16 protein-coding genes are annotated in these 14,608 nt (G+C 70.4%); 6 read left to right on the forward strand and 10 right to left on the reverse strand.

Annotated features, from left to right (window positions below):
- Positions 1-16 precede the first annotated feature (16 nt).
- Positions 17-688, reverse strand: a complete 672-nt coding sequence (locus MF672_RS11265) for a response regulator transcription factor (protein ID WP_242374138.1) — start codon at positions 686-688, stop codon at positions 17-19.
- 127 nt (positions 689-815) lie between these two features.
- Between MF672_RS11265 and MF672_RS11270 the strand changes: the two genes are divergently transcribed.
- Positions 816-1,271 (forward strand): hypothetical protein, encoded by a 456-nt coding sequence (locus MF672_RS11270; protein ID WP_242374137.1) that lies wholly within the window; start codon positions 816-818, stop codon positions 1,269-1,271.
- A gap of 13 nt (positions 1,272-1,284) precedes the next feature.
- Here the strand turns inward: MF672_RS11270 and MF672_RS11275 are convergent, their stop codons facing one another.
- Entirely contained in the window at positions 1,285-2,361 is a 1,077-nt protein-coding gene (locus MF672_RS11275; protein WP_242374136.1) for an Rv3169 family protein, read from the reverse strand.
- A gap of 95 nt (positions 2,362-2,456) precedes the next feature.
- Positions 2,457-2,894, reverse strand: coding sequence for a hypothetical protein (locus tag MF672_RS11280; RefSeq protein WP_242374135.1), 438 nt, complete (start codon positions 2,892-2,894; stop codon positions 2,457-2,459).
- 221 nt (positions 2,895-3,115) lie between these two features.
- Here MF672_RS11280 and MF672_RS11285 point away from each other — a divergent pair, with 221 nt between their 5' ends.
- Positions 3,116-3,652, forward strand: a complete 537-nt coding sequence (locus MF672_RS11285) for a peptidylprolyl isomerase (RefSeq protein WP_242374134.1) — start codon at positions 3,116-3,118, stop codon at positions 3,650-3,652.
- Positions 3,653-3,713: 61 nt separating this feature from the next.
- Positions 3,714-4,580, forward strand: coding sequence for a rhomboid family intramembrane serine protease (locus tag MF672_RS11290; RefSeq protein ID WP_242374133.1), 867 nt, complete (start codon positions 3,714-3,716; stop codon positions 4,578-4,580).
- Between the two features lie 36 nt (positions 4,581-4,616).
- Here the strand turns inward: MF672_RS11290 and MF672_RS11295 are convergent, their stop codons facing one another.
- Complete coding sequence (locus tag MF672_RS11295) at positions 4,617-4,862, reverse strand: cell division protein CrgA (protein WP_242374132.1); 246 nt, start codon at positions 4,860-4,862, stop codon at positions 4,617-4,619.
- 145 nt (positions 4,863-5,007) lie between these two features.
- Between MF672_RS11295 and MF672_RS11300 the strand changes: the two genes are divergently transcribed.
- From MF672_RS11300 to MF672_RS11310, 3 genes are read left to right on the forward strand one after another with little or no spacing between them, the layout of a single operon-like run.
- The gene (locus MF672_RS11300; RefSeq protein ID WP_242374131.1) at positions 5,008-5,631 is read left to right on the forward strand and encodes a class E sortase; all 624 of its coding nucleotides are present in this window, start codon (positions 5,008-5,010) and stop codon (positions 5,629-5,631) included.
- Between the two features lie 7 nt (positions 5,632-5,638).
- Entirely contained in the window at positions 5,639-5,797 is a 159-nt protein-coding gene (locus MF672_RS11305) for a hypothetical protein (RefSeq protein WP_242374130.1), read from the forward strand.
- A 40-nt stretch (positions 5,798-5,837) separates the two neighbouring features.
- On the forward strand, positions 5,838-6,470 hold the full coding sequence (locus MF672_RS11310; RefSeq protein ID WP_242374129.1) for an anthranilate synthase component II: 633 nt from the start codon (positions 5,838-5,840) through the stop codon (positions 6,468-6,470).
- A gap of 152 nt (positions 6,471-6,622) precedes the next feature.
- Here the strand turns inward: MF672_RS11310 and pknB are convergent, their stop codons facing one another.
- The 6 genes from pknB to MF672_RS11340 form a co-directional block, all read right to left on the reverse strand.
- Positions 6,623-8,488: a Stk1 family PASTA domain-containing Ser/Thr kinase gene (gene pknB / locus MF672_RS11315; protein WP_242374128.1), complete on the reverse strand. Its 1,866-nt coding sequence runs from the start codon at positions 8,486-8,488 to the stop codon at positions 6,623-6,625.
- A gap of 83 nt (positions 8,489-8,571) precedes the next feature.
- Positions 8,572-9,951, reverse strand: coding sequence for a serine/threonine-protein kinase (locus tag MF672_RS11320; RefSeq protein WP_242374127.1), 1,380 nt, complete (start codon positions 9,949-9,951; stop codon positions 8,572-8,574).
- Between the two features lie 21 nt (positions 9,952-9,972).
- Entirely contained in the window at positions 9,973-11,433 is a 1,461-nt protein-coding gene (locus tag MF672_RS11325) for a peptidoglycan D,D-transpeptidase FtsI family protein (RefSeq protein ID WP_242374126.1), read from the reverse strand.
- Positions 11,430-12,848, reverse strand: coding sequence for an FtsW/RodA/SpoVE family cell cycle protein (locus tag MF672_RS11330; protein WP_242374125.1), 1,419 nt, complete (start codon positions 12,846-12,848; stop codon positions 11,430-11,432). Before MF672_RS11330 ends, MF672_RS11325 begins: the two co-directional genes overlap by 4 nt.
- Complete coding sequence (locus MF672_RS51315) at positions 12,849-14,141, reverse strand: Stp1/IreP family PP2C-type Ser/Thr phosphatase (RefSeq protein ID WP_302893191.1); 1,293 nt, start codon at positions 14,139-14,141, stop codon at positions 12,849-12,851.
- Complete coding sequence (locus MF672_RS11340; protein WP_242374124.1) at positions 14,138-14,608, reverse strand: FHA domain-containing protein FhaB/FipA; 471 nt, start codon at positions 14,606-14,608, stop codon at positions 14,138-14,140. The genes MF672_RS51315 and MF672_RS11340 overlap by 4 nt, the downstream gene beginning before the upstream one ends.

The following is a 14,608-nucleotide window of genomic DNA, read 5'->3' on the forward strand; positions in this document are numbered from 1 at the left end:
ACTCCGCTCCAGCTCCTCACGCCGCCTCCAGCCGGTACCCCGCGCCGCGGACCGTCATGAGCGTCGTCCGCCCGAACGGCACGTCGATCTTCCGCCGCAGCGCGCTGATGTAGACCTCCACGATGTTGGGGTCGCCGTCGTAGGAGAAGTCCCACGCCTGCGCCAGCAGCTCGCTCTTGGACACCACCTCGCCCGCCCGCCGGGCCAGCGCGTGCAGCACCGCGAACTCCTTGGGCGTGAGCGCGACGTCCACCTCGCCGCGGCGGCAGCGCAGCCCGGCCGGGTCGATCACCAGGTCCCCCACGCTGATCGACACCGGCCGCTCCCGCCCGCCGCGCCGCACCAAGGCCCGCAGGCGGGCCAGCAGCACGACGTACGAGAAGGGCTTGGACAGGTAGTCGTCGGCGCCGTTGTCGAGCGCCTCGGCCTCGTCGTAGATGCCGTCCTTGGCGGTCAGCATCATGATCGGCGTCCAGTCGCCCGCCTCGCGCAGCCGCGAGCAGACCGCGTACCCGCTCATCCTGGGCAGCATCACGTCCAGGACGATCACGTCGTAGTCGTTCTCGGTGGCCATCCACAGGCCGTCGCGGCCGTCGTGGGCCACGTCCACGGCGAAGCCCTCGCCCGCCAGGCCGCCCTTGATGAGGCCGGCCAGCCGCTCCTCGTCCTCCACCAGCAGCACGCGCACGGCCACCAGCCTGCCTCAGGCCACCTAAAGCCAACCTGAAGATCGTTCAGGTGCTCTTCAGGCTCCTTTCAGCTTGGCCGCGCCACTGTCGGGACGTCCCGATCAAGCTCAGCGAAGAGGAGCGACCATGTTCAAGCGGCCCCTGGCCCAGTGGAGTCCGGCCAAGCGGCGTCTGGCGGTGCTCGGCGCGGTGTGCGCGCTCGCCGTCGCCGGCCTGTCCGGCTCGGCCCTCGCCGACCAGCCCGCGTCCCCCGCGCCCGGCGGCAAGGTCACCTGCACCACCGTCGACGGGGGGACGATCGAGCTGACCGCGCCGAAGCCCGGCGAGCGGGTGAAGGCGCGCGTCCACCTGGCGGACGAGCTCCCCGAGGGCGCCGAGCCGCCCGCCGGGGTCGAGCCCGGCGAGCGCATCGAAGCGCACACCACCGAAGCCGCGGAAGCGGACGCCCCCGACGCGGTGCACGCGGTTCCCGCCCTGCCCGCGGTCCCCGACGACGGGAGCGCGCCGCCCAAGGTGGCGCTGAAGGCCCCCGCCGGCAAGCCGGGCAAGGCCGTCGGCATCATCTGCAAGAAGCCCGAGTAGCCGGGAGGAGCCCTCACCCCTCCTCGAACGACGGGTGCGGGCCGAGCGCCCAGTACTCGAACAGGCCGTGCCCCACGTGCCCGTCGTACTCGAACCGGCCGACCGCGTCCACCAGGCCCCACATGCGGCCCGCGTCCTGCGGCAGCCGGTACGTCACCCCCTGCACCACCGGCTCCGGGCCCTGGTACATGCCGTGCCGCCAGTCCGGCTCCAGCCCGTAGCCGGTGCCCGCCATCAGGTGGACCGGCAGGACCGGGGTGCAGTGGACGTCGAAGGGCTTGCCCGTGGGCGGGGTGAAGGTGATCGTGGCCTCCACGACGTCCCGGGTGCCGGGGGCGTAGACGGGCCGGTAGTCGGGGCGGCCCAGGTACTCCTCGCGCCCGTCGGCCCACACCCGGACCGCCTCCTCCAGCAGGCGGCGGCCCCGCTCGTCCTCCTGGACGATGCACAGGACGGCGTGGTCGGCGAAGCTCATGGGGGCGTAGAGCCAGTAGAAGGTGCCGGCGTTCCTGGACTGGATGCCCGGCGGCTCGGCCTCGCCGACCGGGCGGATGCCCCAGGAGCGGTCCCTGGTGCCGAGCCAGCGGTCCGGGGTGACGGGGATCTCCTCCTCGCCGATCCTGACGTGCCCGGACCAGCGGCCGGTCTGGGCGAGGCGGACGGAGTCGAACATCACCCGCTCCTGCCACCGCAGGAAGTGCCGGGGCTCCAGGGTGGCCGGGATCGTGCCCTCCCAGCTCAGGTCGAACGACAGGCCGTGCTCGTTCGGCTCCAGGACCACGCGCAGCCGTTTGAGCCCTTCGAGGACCTCGACCCGGAACGGGCCGACGGCGGTGTCCATCCGGTCGGTCCCGAGCTCACGGGAGGCCCGCACGACCCGGTGCAGGCCGCCCCGGCGGGCCAGGGCGAAGGCGTCGGTGACGCCCAGGTTGGGGTACTGGCCGAGGCCGACGATCAGCATGAGCTCGTCGGTGCCGGCGTGGCAGTTGAAGTAGTAGCGGTCGTAGAAGTTGCGGTCGGACGTGGTCACGTGCCGCATGACCTGGGCCGCCTGGTGGACCGGGTAGTCGTCGAGGGGTGACAGCGCCATGCCCGGGTTGTAGCAAGCGCTTGGTATGCCGGTCAATGCGCCGGGACGGGAAAGCGCCCCCGTGCCGCAGCACGAGGGCGCTTCGCCGTACCGAATCAGGACATCTTGCGAGATGCCTCGTCGGCCTTGTCGGATGCCTGGGTCGCCATCCGGTCGGTGGACTCGGCGGTCCGATCCGCCTTCTCGTTGACCCAACGTGAGGCATCGGACGCGGAATCCTTCATGTGCTCGGTCCACTGCTGGGCATTGCGGCGGTAGGCCAGGTAGCCCATCGCGCCCACCGCGAGTCCGGTCATCAGAACGAGCATCGGCCAGCGGCGCGACCGGGTCGGAGCCGGATCGATCTTCCGGGCCGCCGCCGTCAGCATGCTGCTGACGGCCGGCGCGACCTGGTCCTCGATGCCGTGCGCCGCGGACTCCAGCCGCGGCGCCGCCCAGGAGCGGGCGCCTTCGATCCGTTGTACGGCCGCCGTCTTGGCCTGGTCGGCCATCGGCGCCATGCGTTGGCCGGTGGTCACGGCCCGGGTCTTCATGCGACCCATCCACGTGGCAGGTACTTCTATGACCACGCGGCGCTTTCTCAGTGTCAGGGACACGACAACCTCCCCTGTCGTTGGGGTCCCGAGCCTGACCTTCCCTGGGCGAGGCGGTCCATTCATCGTCGTCCGTGGGAGGATGGCTACGGCGGCCATAAGGCCATAGTCCTCAAAACACCACAAATCTAACCCTGTGCATAGAGGGGGGCAGCTGTCTCGTGGCTGAGAAGCTGATCGCAAACCTGCAGACCAACCGCGGCCTGATCAAGGTCGAGCTCTTTCCGACCAAGGCTCCGAAGACCGTACGCAACTTCGTGGAGCTGGCGGAAGGCACCCGCGAGTGGACCCATCCGGGCACCGAGAAGAAGAGCAGGGACCGGTTCTACGACGGCACCATCTTCCACCGCGTCATCTCCGGCTTCATGATCCAGGGCGGCGACCCGCTCGGCCAGGGCATCGGCGGCCCCGGCTACGAGTTCGACGACGAGATCCACCCCGACCTCTGGTTCAACCGCCCCTACCTGCTGGCCATGGCCAACGCCGGCATCCGCTTCGGCAAGGGCACCAACGGCTCGCAGTTCTTCATCACGGTCGTGCCGACGCCGCACCTCAACGGCAAGCACACCATCTTCGGCGAGGTCATCGAGGGCCAGGACGTCGTCGACGCGATCGCCAAGACCAAGACCGGCGAACGCGACCGGCCCGTCGAGGACGTCGTCCTGGAGTCGGTCACCATCGACCGCGTCCAGGGCTGACCCGGGAGCCCGTGGGGCGGGCGAAACGCGGCGGGCGTGCGCAGGCCATAGGCTTTCGGACATGACCAGCCAGCCGCCCAGCCCGCCCCCTCAGCCGGAGCAGCCGGCCGAGGCCGTGCCCACGTGCTACCGGCATCCCGACAAGGAGACCTGGGTCCGCTGCCAGCGCTGCGAGCGCCCGATCTGCCCCGACTGCATGCGCGACGCGGCGGTCGGCTTCCAGTGCCCGGAGTGCGTGGCCGAGGGCAACCGCGGCATCCGGCAGGCACGCTCCACGTTCGGCGGGAACGTCGTGCGCACGCCGATCGTGACGTACGCCATCCTGGTCATCAACGTCCTGGTCTTCGGCGCGCAGTACGTCACCGGCGACCGGATCACCGGCGAGCTCGCCATGTGGCCCGCGGGCGTGGCCCTCGGCGACCAGTACTACCGGCTCATCACCGCCGCCTTCGTGCACGGCGGCGTGATGCACATCCTGTTCAACTCCTGGGCGCTCTACGTCGTCGGCCCCTATCTGGAGCGCGCCTTCGGCCACGCCCGCTACGTCGCCCTCTATCTGATCAGCGCGCTCGGCGGCAGCGTGCTCGGGCTCTGGCTCGACCCGCTCACGCAGCCCACGGTCGGCGCGTCCGGGGCCATCTTCGGCCTGTTCGGGGCGGTGTTCGTGGTCGGGCGGCGGCTCAACCTCGACGTCCGCGGCATCGCCGTGCTGATCGTGATCAACCTGGTGCTCACGTTCGTGGTGTCGGGGATCAGCTGGACCGGGCACGTCGGCGGGCTGATCACCGGCTCGCTGCTGGCGGCGGCGCTGGCCTACGCCCCCAGCAGGAACCGGGCCCTGTGGCAGATCGCGATCATCGCCGGCGCGCTGGTCGTGCTGATCGCGCTCGTGCTGGTACGCGTGTCAGCCATCCAGGGCGTCGCGTGAGATGCCCACAGGGTGTGGAAAAAACTGTGGAAAGAACTAACGCCAGCGGGTGGAAAGCACCACACCGAAGATGATGAACACGAACCCGATCAGCAGGTTCCAGTTGTGCAGGTCGCCGATGAAGGGCGTCGACGGCGCGACGTAATAGATCGCGATCCAGAGGATGCCGATGATCCACGCGACGACCATCGTCGGCGCCAGCCACCGCGGGCTGACCTTGACCTGCTGCGACCGCTGCGGCGGGGTGTAGACCGCCTTCTTACGAGCCTTGGACTTGGGCACTGGGTAACTCCTGCTGAGGGCCTGGGGCATCCGGATCGTCCGCAGGCTGCTCGATTAGCCTAATTGAAGTGTGGCCCAGGATAGTCGCCACGCGCACGTCCTGGCGATCCCCCGCCGCCGCCGCTCCCCCGCTTACCCTGATCGGATGCGGGCTGCGCTCCGGGCCCTGGGGGAGACGAGCATCACCGCGGGCCTCATCCTCATGCTGTTCTGCGCCTATCTGCTCTGGGGCACCGGCGCCTACACGCAGAGCCAGCAGCTGCTGCTCCAGCGCGAGCTGGCGGCGGCCAAGGCGGCCCGTGACCGCGGCCGCCTCGACCGGGTGGACCTGGGCCGGGCGGTCGCCCTGCTCAGCATCCCGCGGCTCGGCCCCGACCACCGCTACGCCGTCATCGAGGGCGTCGGCGCCGAGCAGCTCAAGAAGGGCCCAGGACACTACCCGGGCAGCGCCATGCCCGGCCAGGTGGGCAACTTCGTGGTCTCGGGGCACCGCACCACGTACGCGGCCCCGTTCAACCGGCTGGACGAGCTGGAGCGCGGCGACGAGATCGTCGTGGACGCCCGCGAGGCCCGCTACACCTACCGGGTCACCTCCCAGGACGTCGTGGAGCCCGACGAGGTGGACGTGCTCGCCCCCGTGCCCGGCAAGCCGGACATCCGGCCCATCCGCGCCTTCATCACGTTGTCCACCTGCCATCCCGAGTACTCGGCCGCCCAGCGGCTCATCGTCTACGGCGTGCTCAAGGAGACGCTGCTCAGGAAGGAGTGAACGCGCGATGTACGCCTGGCTGTGGCGCAGGCTGCCCGGGCCGCTGCCCCGCCGCCTGCTGACGGCGGCCGTGCTGGTCGGCGCCGTGGTCGCCGTACTCTGGTATGTCGTCTTTCCGCTACTGGAGCCACTGGTGACGCTCGACGAGGTGACGGTGAGAGAGTGAGCGAGCCACTGGTGACGCTCGACGAGGTGACGGTGAGGGAATGAGCCGCGTGCTGGTCGTGGACAACCACGACAGCTTCGTCCACACGATCGTGCAGTACCTGCGCGTCCTCGGCGCCGACTGCGAGGTCCGGCCGCGCGACGAGGTGCGCCCGGCCGACGCCGACGGCTTCGACGCCGTCCTGGTCAGCCCGGGCCCGGGCACGCCCGAGGCGGCCGGCGTGAGCGTCCCGCTGGTACGCCACGCGGCGGCGCGGCGGCAGCCGCTGCTCGGCGTCTGCCTCGGCCACCAGGCCATCGCCGTCGCCTTCGGCGCGACCGTCGCCCGCGCGCCCGAGCTGTTCCACGGCCGAACCAGCGACATCCTGCACGACGGCAAGGGCGTGTTCGAGACGCTGCCCTCGCCGGTGCGCATGACCCGCTACCACTCGCTGGCGGTGCTGCCCGAGACCGTGCCCGAGGCGCTCGACGTGACCGCGCGGACCGCCGACGGGGTCGTCATGGGCCTGCGCCACCGGCGGGCGCCGGTCGAGGGCATCCAGTTCCACCCCGAGTCGGTGCTGTCCGAGCACGGCTACACGCTGCTCGGGAACTGGCTCAGGGAGACCGTGCGGCGGACGCCGGAAAATGGCTCAGGGGAAGCGTGTAACAAACCCCGCGCGGCCACCGACTAACAAGTGAGCGTCCCCGCCGTTGCCCCCGAGCGGCGGGGGCGTTCTCTGCGTGCGGCAGGGCCCGCCACGGCGGGCAAGAGCGAGGGCCGCCTCCCGTCCGGGAGAGGCGGCCCTCGTCGTCGCTGGGGCCCGTCAGAGCCCGTGAGGGCCCGTCAGAACCCGTCGCCGGGGTTGTCGTCGATCGGGTTGTCGTCCGAGGGCGGCTCGTCGATCGGGTTGTCGCTGGTCGGCGTGTCGGAGGGCTGCTCGGACGTCGGGTTGTCGCTCGGCTGCTCCGTCGGCTGCTGCGGCCCGGTGGACACCACGATCGTGATCGTCGTGTTGGGCGCCAGCTTGGCCCCCTCGCCGGGGTTCTGCTGGATGACGGTGCCCTGCGGCGCGTCGTTCGGCTGCTGGACGACCTTGACCCGGAAGCCGGCCGCCTTGATCTGCGACGAGGCGTCCTCCTGGGTGAGGCCGATGACGCCCGGCACCTCGCCGAGCTCCTTCGGCACGAAGAGGGTGACGGTGCCGCCCTCCTCGATCTCCTCTCCGGAGCGCGGCTTGGTGTCGATGACCGTGCCCTGCTGCTTGCTCGACACCTTGGTCTTGACCGTGCCCTGCAGCCCTTCCTTCTCCAGGGCGGCCATGGCGTCCTCCTGGCTCATGCCGATGAGGCCGTCCGGCACCTTCTTCTTGGCCGGGCCCTTCGAGACGTAGAGCTTGACCGCCGAGCCCTTGTCGACCTTGGTGTTCTCCGGCGGGTCGGTCTTGATGACGCTGCCCTTGTCGACGTCGGAGCTGTTCTCCTGGACCACCTGGACGGTCAGCCCGAGCGTCTTGAGCTGCTCCTCGGCGTACGCCCGCTCCTGCGAGACGAGCGACGGGATGGTGACCTGGGTGTCGGAGCCGGCGTTGTTGCCGTTGCCGAAGACCATGTAGCCGACCGTGACGAACGCGCCGATGATCAGCAGCGGGATGATGATCCACAATGCGGTCTTGAGCCCGTTGCCGCCGCCGCCGGAGGCCCGGCGCCGCCCGCCCCGGCCGCCGCCGCCGTCGCCCTCGCCGTAGTCGTAGGGCGGGATGGCGCTGGTGCGCTGCGTGGCCGGGCCGGTGGCCGCGTGCGTGGCGGTCATCATGCGGGTGCCCTGGCCGTAGCCGCCGGCGTTCATCGCCATCGTCTGGGCGTCGGTCGGCATGCCGGACATCGCCCGCTGGATGTCGGCCCGCATCTCGCCCGCGCTCTGGTAGCGCTGGGCCGGGTCCTTGGCCATGGCCTTGAGCACGATGGCGTCGGCCCACGCCGGGATCTCGGGATCGATCTGCGACGGCGGGATCGGCTCCTCGCGCACGTGCTGGTAGGCGATCGCGACCGGGGAGTCGCCGGTGAACGGCGGCTGGCCGGTCAGCAGCTCGTACAGCACGCAGCCGGTGGAGTAGATGTCGCTGCGCGCGTCGACCCGCTCGCCCCGCGCCTGCTCCGGCGAGAGGTACTGGGCGGTGCCGATGACCTGCGCGGTCTGCGTCATCGTGGCGGCGGAGTCGGCCATCGCGCGGGCGATGCCGAAGTCCATCACCTTGACGTCGCCGGCCCGCGTGATCATCACGTTGGCCGGCTTGATGTCGCGGTGCACGATGCCGCCGCGGTGGCTGTAGTCGAGCGCCCGCAGAATGCCGTCGACCAGCTCGATCGCGCGCTCCGGCAGCAGCCGGCGGTCCTGGCGCAGCAGGTCGCGCAGCGTGCGGCCGTCGACGTACTCCATCACGATGTACGGCACGGGCGTGCCGTCGGTGACGTCTTCGCCGGTGTCGTAGACCGCGACGACGGCAGGATGGTTCAGGGAGGCCGCCGACTGCGCCTCACGGCGGAAGCGGGCCTGGAAGGTGTGGTCTCGCGCCAGGTCGGACCGGAGGGTCTTGATCGCGACTATGCGGTCCAGCCGGATGTCTCGGGCGCGATACACCTCGGCCATGCCGCCGCGCCCGACGACACCGTCGAGCTCGTAACGACCTCCGAGTAGCCGAGGCTGAGTCATTTCCTGCACTGTCCCTTACCGTTCATCTTGGGTACCGGCCTGCTCGGGGGGCCGCCGGTGTCCATCATCGACCCCCTGGCGCGTCACGTCTCCTCCTTGGTCGGGTTTGTAACACCCGGGTCCGGCGAAGCGGTCGGTGTCGGAGTTGTCGGAGTGGTGCTGGGCTTCGGGGTGGTGGGCGTGGGCGTCGGGGTCCGCGTCGTCGGGGTCGGTCTCGGTGTCGGCTTCTTGGTTGGAGTAGCCGACTTGATTACCGTAGCCGACCGCGAGGGTATCGGCCGCGACGACCTGACCGGAACCACGGGCGGCCGGTGCGTGCGCGTCTTGGTCTTGCCCGGCCGCGGCTGCGGGGAGGCCGGCGTCGGCGGGAGCGGCGGCTCCGACGTGCCGGGCGTCGCCGACTGCAGCGGCTGGCGGGCGGCCAGCGTCATGGCGCTGAGCCCCACGGCGGCCACGCAGCCGGCCGTGGCGACCACGGCGAACGTGCGCGCCCCGCGCCGCCGGCGGGCCGGCTGCCCACCCGGTGGCCGGCCCGGCTGCTCGGGGGCGGTGGCCGGGGCGAGGTCGTCGGTCGCGCGCTCGTCCTCGGGCGACGGCTCACGCACCCGGAAGCCCCCGGGGTCGGTGAGCATGCTCAGGTCGGAGCCGTGCTCGGCGCCGGCCAGCGACTCGCGCAGCACGTACGCCCGGTCGGCCACCGTCAGCGCGGTGCGCGGCCGCTGCGCGGGGTCCTTGGCCAGCAGCCTCGCGACCAGGTCGCGCACCGGCGCGGGCACGTCGACGCCGAGCGGCGGCGGCGTCTCGTTGAGGTGCTGCAGCGCGATCGCCACATGGTTGTCACCCCGGAACGGGGTGCGCCCGGCCAGGCACTCGTAGGCGACCACGCCGAGCGAGTAGAGGTCGGTCGCCGGCGTGAGCGGGAAGCCCTGCGCCTGCTCGGGGCTGACGTACTGGGCGGTGCCGAGCACCGTGCCGGTCTGCGTGACCGGCGCGGCCTCCAGCGCCCGCGCGATGCCGAAGTCGGTGACCTTGATCACGCCCTCGGGCGTGACGAGCAGGTTGCCCGGCTTGACGTCGCGGTGGATGACGCCCGCCGCGTGGGCCACGTGCAGCGCCCTGGCGGTCTGGTGCACCACGTCGAGGGTCACCTCGGCCCCGATGGCGCCGTTGCGGGCCAGGATGGCCGACAGCGGCTCCCCGTGGACCAGCTCCATCACGAGGTAGGCCAGGTCGCTCTGTTCGCCGTAGTCGAAGACCTGGGCGATCCCGGGGTCGGCGAGCGAGGCGGTGATCCTGGCCTCGTTGCGGAAGCGTTCGCGGAAGGTGGGATCGACGTGGATGTGACTACGGAGGATCTTGACGGCCACCTCGCGGCCCAGGAGCTCGTCCCGGGCACGCCACACCTCTCCCATACCGCCCGTGGCGATGCGGGAGACCAGGAGGTAGCGGTTACGGAGCCGCATGATCCAGCAGGTTACCGTCACTCACTTGTTCAGCACCGCCTCCAGCACGGCCTTCGCGATCGGGGCGGCCGTGTGGCCGCCGGTCGCCTCCGCGCCGACGTTGGCCGCTCCGGACTCGACGATGACCGCGAGCGCGATCTTCGGGTCGTTCGCGGGCGCGAAGGAGATGAACCAGGCGTGCGGCGGCTGCCCGTCGGCGGTCTCCGCGGTGCCCGTCTTTCCCGCTACTTGGACGCCTGGAACCTGCGCGAGGTTGGCGGTGCCGTTCTGGACGACGCTGACCATCATCGTGCGCAGCTTGTCGGCGGTCTCGGAGCTGATCGCCTCCGACAGCTCCTCGGGGTCGGCCTCGTCGATCGCGTCGCCCTTGGCATCAGTGATCTTGCTCACCAGGTACGGCTTCATCACCGACCCGCCGTTGGCGATGCCGGACGCGATCATGGCCATCTGCAGCGGCGTCATCCGGTTGCTGCGCTGCCCGATGGAGGCCATGGCGAGCGCCGCCTTGTCCTCCTCCTTGCCGAAGTCGCTGCCCGCCACCGACATCGGCACGCCGAGCTGGGTGCCCATGCCGAACTTCTCGGTCTGCTCCTTCATCTTGTCGTAGCCCAGCTCCATGCCGATCTTGCCGAACGGCGTGTTGCAGGACTTCTCCAGGGCGTACTGGAGCGTGACCTGGCCGGAGCCGCAGGCCGCGCCGCCGTAGTTGGGCAGGCTGATGTTCGTGTTGGGCAGCGGCAGGTTCTGCGGCGCGTCCACCTGCGTGTCGGGGCCGCGCGAGGAGTCGTCCTCCAGGTACGCCGCCGCCGTCACGACCTTGAACGTCGAGCCCGGCGGGTAGGTCTGCGCGATCGTGCGGTTGAGCAGCGGCTGGCTCTTGTCCTTGGCCAGCTCCTCGTAGCGGGTGAACACCTTGCTCTTGTCGGTGCCCGACAGCTCCGTCGGGTCGTACGTCGGCAGCGACACCATGGCGAGGATCGCCCCGGTCTTGGGCTCCAGCGCGACCACCGCGCCCCGCTTGCCGCTCGCGCGCAGCGCGTCGTAGGCGGCCTTCTGCGCCTTGGGGTTGATCGTGACCTCGACGTTGGCGCCCTTGGTGGGCTCGCCGGTGAACAGGTCGATGCTGCGGCGCAGCAGCAGGTCGGCGCTGGAGCCGTCGAGCAGCTTGTTCTCGCTGGCCTCGACGGCGTCGGCGCTCTCCGGCGAGAAGAAGCCGGTGACGTGCGCGTACAGCTTGGCGTCGGGGTACTGCCTGATGAACCTGAACCGCTTGCTGTCGGTCTCGACGGACTGCGCGATCACCTTGCCGCCGGCCGTGATGCGGCCGCGCTCGATGGCGTAGCGCTCGTAGAAGTTGCGGGTGTTGCGCGCGTCGGAGCGGAGGTTCTCGGCGCGCACCGCCTGCAGCCAGTTCACGTTGAGCATCAGCAGCGCGATCATGGCCAGGCAGGCCACGGCCACGCGCTTCAGTGTGCCGTTCATCGCTGGAACACCTGCGTCAATCCTTCGTTCTGGATCGCCTGGGGTGGGGGGCGTCTCGCGGCGTCTGACGTTCTTACCAGGAGCGCGATAAGGATCCAGTTAGCGAGCAGGGCGGAGCCGCCCTGGGACATGAACGGGGTGACCAGACCGGTCAGCGGGATGAGGTTGGTCACGCCGCCGACGATGATGAAGACCTGCCACGCCAGCAGGAACGCCAGGCCGCCGCTGAGCAGCTTGCTGAAGGGGTCGCGGGCCGCCAGCGAGGAGCGCAGGCCGCGCTCCACCAGCAGCGCGTAGAGCATGAGCAGCGCCATCAGCCCGGTCAGGCCCAGCTCCTCGCCCGTGGCGGCGAAGATGAAGTCGGAGAACGACAGCGGGATCAGCTCGGGGTGCCCCTGGCCGAGCCCGGTGCCGAGGATGCCGCCCGCGCCGAAGCCGAACAGCCCCTGCATGATCTGGTAGCTCTTGCCGCACATCGCGTCGCCTGGCGGGTCTTCGAGGCAGACGTCGGCGTTGCCGTAGTAGACGTCGTTGCTGGGGTCGAGCCAGGCGTCGAACCGGGCCCCGACGTGGTCGAAGGCCAGCCCCGCCAGGTACGCGCCGCCGACGAAGAGCAGGATGCCGATCAGCACCCACGAGGTGCGCTGGGTGGCGATGTAGAGCATCGCGATGAACGTGCCGAACAGCAGCAGCGAGGTGCCGAGGTCCTTCTCGAAGACCAGCACGAGCAGGCTGAGCCCCCACGTCACGAGGACGGGGCCGAGGTCGCGGGCCCGGGGCAGGTCGATGAACAGCAGCCGGCGGCCCGCCAGCGCCAGCACGTCGCGCTTGGCCACCAGGTAGCCGGCGAAGAAGACCACCAGCGCCAGCTTGGCGAACTCGCCCGGCTGGATGGAGAAGCCGCCGATGCGGATCCAGATCTTGGCGCCCTGCACCTCGCTCAGCGAGCCGGGCAGGAGCGCGGGGATGGCGAGCAGCACGAGGCCGACCGCGCCCGCGGTGTAGGTGAGCCGCTGCAGCATGCGATGGTCGCGCAGCACGACGAGCGTGGCGGTGAACATCAGGACGCCGATGCCGGTCCACATGATCTGGTTGGCGGCGGACGCGCCGGCCATCTTGGCCGACTCGAGCCGGTAGATCATCACCAGCCCGAGGCCGTTGATCAGCGTCACCAGCGGCAGGATCAGGGGGTCGGCCCAGGGCGCGAACTTGGCCAGCACGAGGTAGGCGACCAGCATGATGCCGCCCAGGCCGAGGCCGTAGGCCAGCATGCCCGCGGGCACCCGGCCGTCGACGGCGAGGCCCACGTTGGCGTAGGCGCCCATGACGATCAGCACCGCGAGCGCCAGCATCACGAGCTGGGCCACCCGGCGCTTGGCCGGCATCGGTACGGGGGAAGCTGCGACTTCGCTCATCTATTGCTGTTTCGTCTTGGTCTTGGTCGCGGACGCCGAAGGCGTGGGGGACGCGGACGCCTCGGGGGTGGTGTCGTCGGTCTTGCCCGCGGGGGCCTTCAAGCTGTTGATCTTCGCCACGCCCGCGTCGGCGTTGGTCACCGGTATGCCGCTCCTGACCAGCGCCTGGTTCTCCTCCGACAGCTGCGAGAGCTGCAACCCGGTCGCCTTCGAGACTTCGAAGAGCTGGAAGGGGCCCACCTCCTTCTGGACGCCTTGGTACACGACCACTTCGTCGCCCCTAGCACCGACGAAGAACTGGTCCTGGGTCCACTGGTACCCGAAGTAGCCGCCGACGCCGACGGCCACGATGCCTATGCCGAGCACGGTGACCAGCACGGGCCACAGGCGGCGACGCCGGCGGCCGGTCGCCTGCGCGACCGGCTCGTCGAAGTCGTCGTCACTGAGGACCGGCTGGGGCGCGGTCACCGCCTCGGCTCGCCCCGGCTGGGTGTCCTGGGGGGCGCCCCGCAGCCGGGTCATGCCCGCGGCGCCGACCACGGCGGCCTCGGCGGGCACCGGCTGCCCATCGGTGATCTCCAGGACGTCGGCCAGCACGCAGGTGATGTTGTCCGGCCCGCCGCCGCGGTTCGCCAGGTCGATGAGCTGGCGGACCACCTCTTCTGGGTCGTCGATGTTGGTGAGCGTGGCGTGCAGTGTCTCCGCGCTCACCACCCCGGACAACCCGTCGGAGCACAGCAGGTAGCGGTCGCCCACCTGGGCCTCGCGCAGCGTGAGGTCGGGGTCGACCTCGCCGCTGCCGTCGAGCGCGCGCAGCAGGATCGAGCGCTGCGGGTGGGTGGCCGCCTCTTCCGGCGTGATGCGCCCGTCGTCGACGAGCTGCTGGACGAGGGTGTGGTCATGGGTGATCTGGTACAGCTCCCCGCGTCTCAGGAGATACGCGCGCGAGTCGCCCACGTGTACGAGGGCGACCTGGGTGCCGTTCCACAGCATGGCCGTGAGTGTCGTGCCCATGCCCTTGAGGCTGGGATCCCGCCCCACCATCTCGTGCAGCTTGCGGTTGGCATCGCGTACCGCTGCCTCAATGGCGTTGAGCAGGTCACCCCCCTTGGGGACCTCTTCGAGAGAGGCCATGGCGGCGATGGCGACTGAGCTCGCCACCTCGCCGTGTGCGTGCCCGCCCATGCCGTCGGCGACGGCGAGCAGGCGGCCGCTAGCGTACGCCGAGTCCTCGTTCCCTTCGCGGAGGAGGCCGACGTCCGAGCGGGCGGCGTAGCGGAGTGCGATGGTCATTTGCGCAATTCAATGACTGTTTTGCCGACGCGGATCGGAACACCGAGCGGCACCGGGGTCGGGCGGGTGACTTTCGAGCGGTCGAGGTACGTGCCGTTGGTGGACCCGAGATCCTCCACGATCCACTGGCCGTCCTGGGGGAAGAGCCGGGCGTGCCGGCTGGATGCGTAATCGTCGCTGACTACCAGCGTGGCGTCGTTCGCCCGGCCAATGGTGATGGGCGTCTCCGTGAGGTCGATGGTGGTGCCTTGCAGCGGGCCACCGGTGACGATGAGCTGGCGTGGCTCGCCCTTCTTGCTCTTGGGCTTCGCCGGGGCCTTGACGGGCCGTGCGGTCTTGCGCGGGCCCGCCGGAGCCGTGCGTGAACCGAACAAGTCAGTCCGGATCACGCCGACTGCGGCAATGACGAAGAACCACAGCACCGCCAGGAAGGCTAGCCGGATCAGCAGCAGCGTGAGCTCGGACAT

Origin of the sequence: Actinomadura luzonensis, assembly GCF_022664455.2 — a bacterium.
GTDB classification, from domain to species: Bacteria; Actinomycetota; Actinomycetes; order Streptosporangiales; family Streptosporangiaceae; genus Nonomuraea; species Nonomuraea luzonensis.

What these genes read in the sequence shown, in the direction of transcription:
- MF672_RS11290 (WP_242374133.1), top strand. Translation starts at nt 3,714, where the DNA reads ATGACCAGCCAGCCGCCCAGCCCGCCCCCTCAGCCGGAGCAGCCGGCC.
- MF672_RS11270 (WP_242374137.1), top strand. Translation starts at nt 816, where the DNA reads ATGTTCAAGCGGCCCCTGGCCCAGTGGAGTCCGGCCAAGCGGCGTCTG.
- MF672_RS11325 (WP_242374126.1), bottom strand. Translation starts at nt 11,433, where the DNA reads ATGAACGGCACACTGAAGCGCGTGGCCGTGGCCTGCCTGGCCATGATC.
- MF672_RS11280 (WP_242374135.1), bottom strand. Translation starts at nt 2,894, where the DNA reads ATGAAGACCCGGGCCGTGACCACCGGCCAACGCATGGCGCCGATGGCC.
- MF672_RS11275 (WP_242374136.1), bottom strand. Translation starts at nt 2,361, where the DNA reads ATGGCGCTGTCACCCCTCGACGACTACCCGGTCCACCAGGCGGCCCAG.
- MF672_RS11300 (WP_242374131.1), top strand. Translation starts at nt 5,008, where the DNA reads ATGCGGGCTGCGCTCCGGGCCCTGGGGGAGACGAGCATCACCGCGGGC.
- MF672_RS11330 (WP_242374125.1), bottom strand. Translation starts at nt 12,848, where the DNA reads ATGAGCGAAGTCGCAGCTTCCCCCGTACCGATGCCGGCCAAGCGCCGG.
- MF672_RS11340 (WP_242374124.1), bottom strand. Translation starts at nt 14,608, where the DNA reads ATGTCCGAGCTCACGCTGCTGCTGATCCGGCTAGCCTTCCTGGCGGTG.
- MF672_RS51315 (WP_302893191.1), bottom strand. Translation starts at nt 14,141, where the DNA reads ATGACCATCGCACTCCGCTACGCCGCCCGCTCGGACGTCGGCCTCCTC.
- MF672_RS11320 (WP_242374127.1), bottom strand. Translation starts at nt 9,951, where the DNA reads ATGCGGCTCCGTAACCGCTACCTCCTGGTCTCCCGCATCGCCACGGGC.
- MF672_RS11310 (WP_242374129.1), top strand. Translation starts at nt 5,838, where the DNA reads ATGAGCCGCGTGCTGGTCGTGGACAACCACGACAGCTTCGTCCACACG.
- pknB (WP_242374128.1), bottom strand. Translation starts at nt 8,488, where the DNA reads ATGACTCAGCCTCGGCTACTCGGAGGTCGTTACGAGCTCGACGGTGTC.
- MF672_RS11305 (WP_242374130.1), top strand. Translation starts at nt 5,639, where the DNA reads ATGTACGCCTGGCTGTGGCGCAGGCTGCCCGGGCCGCTGCCCCGCCGC.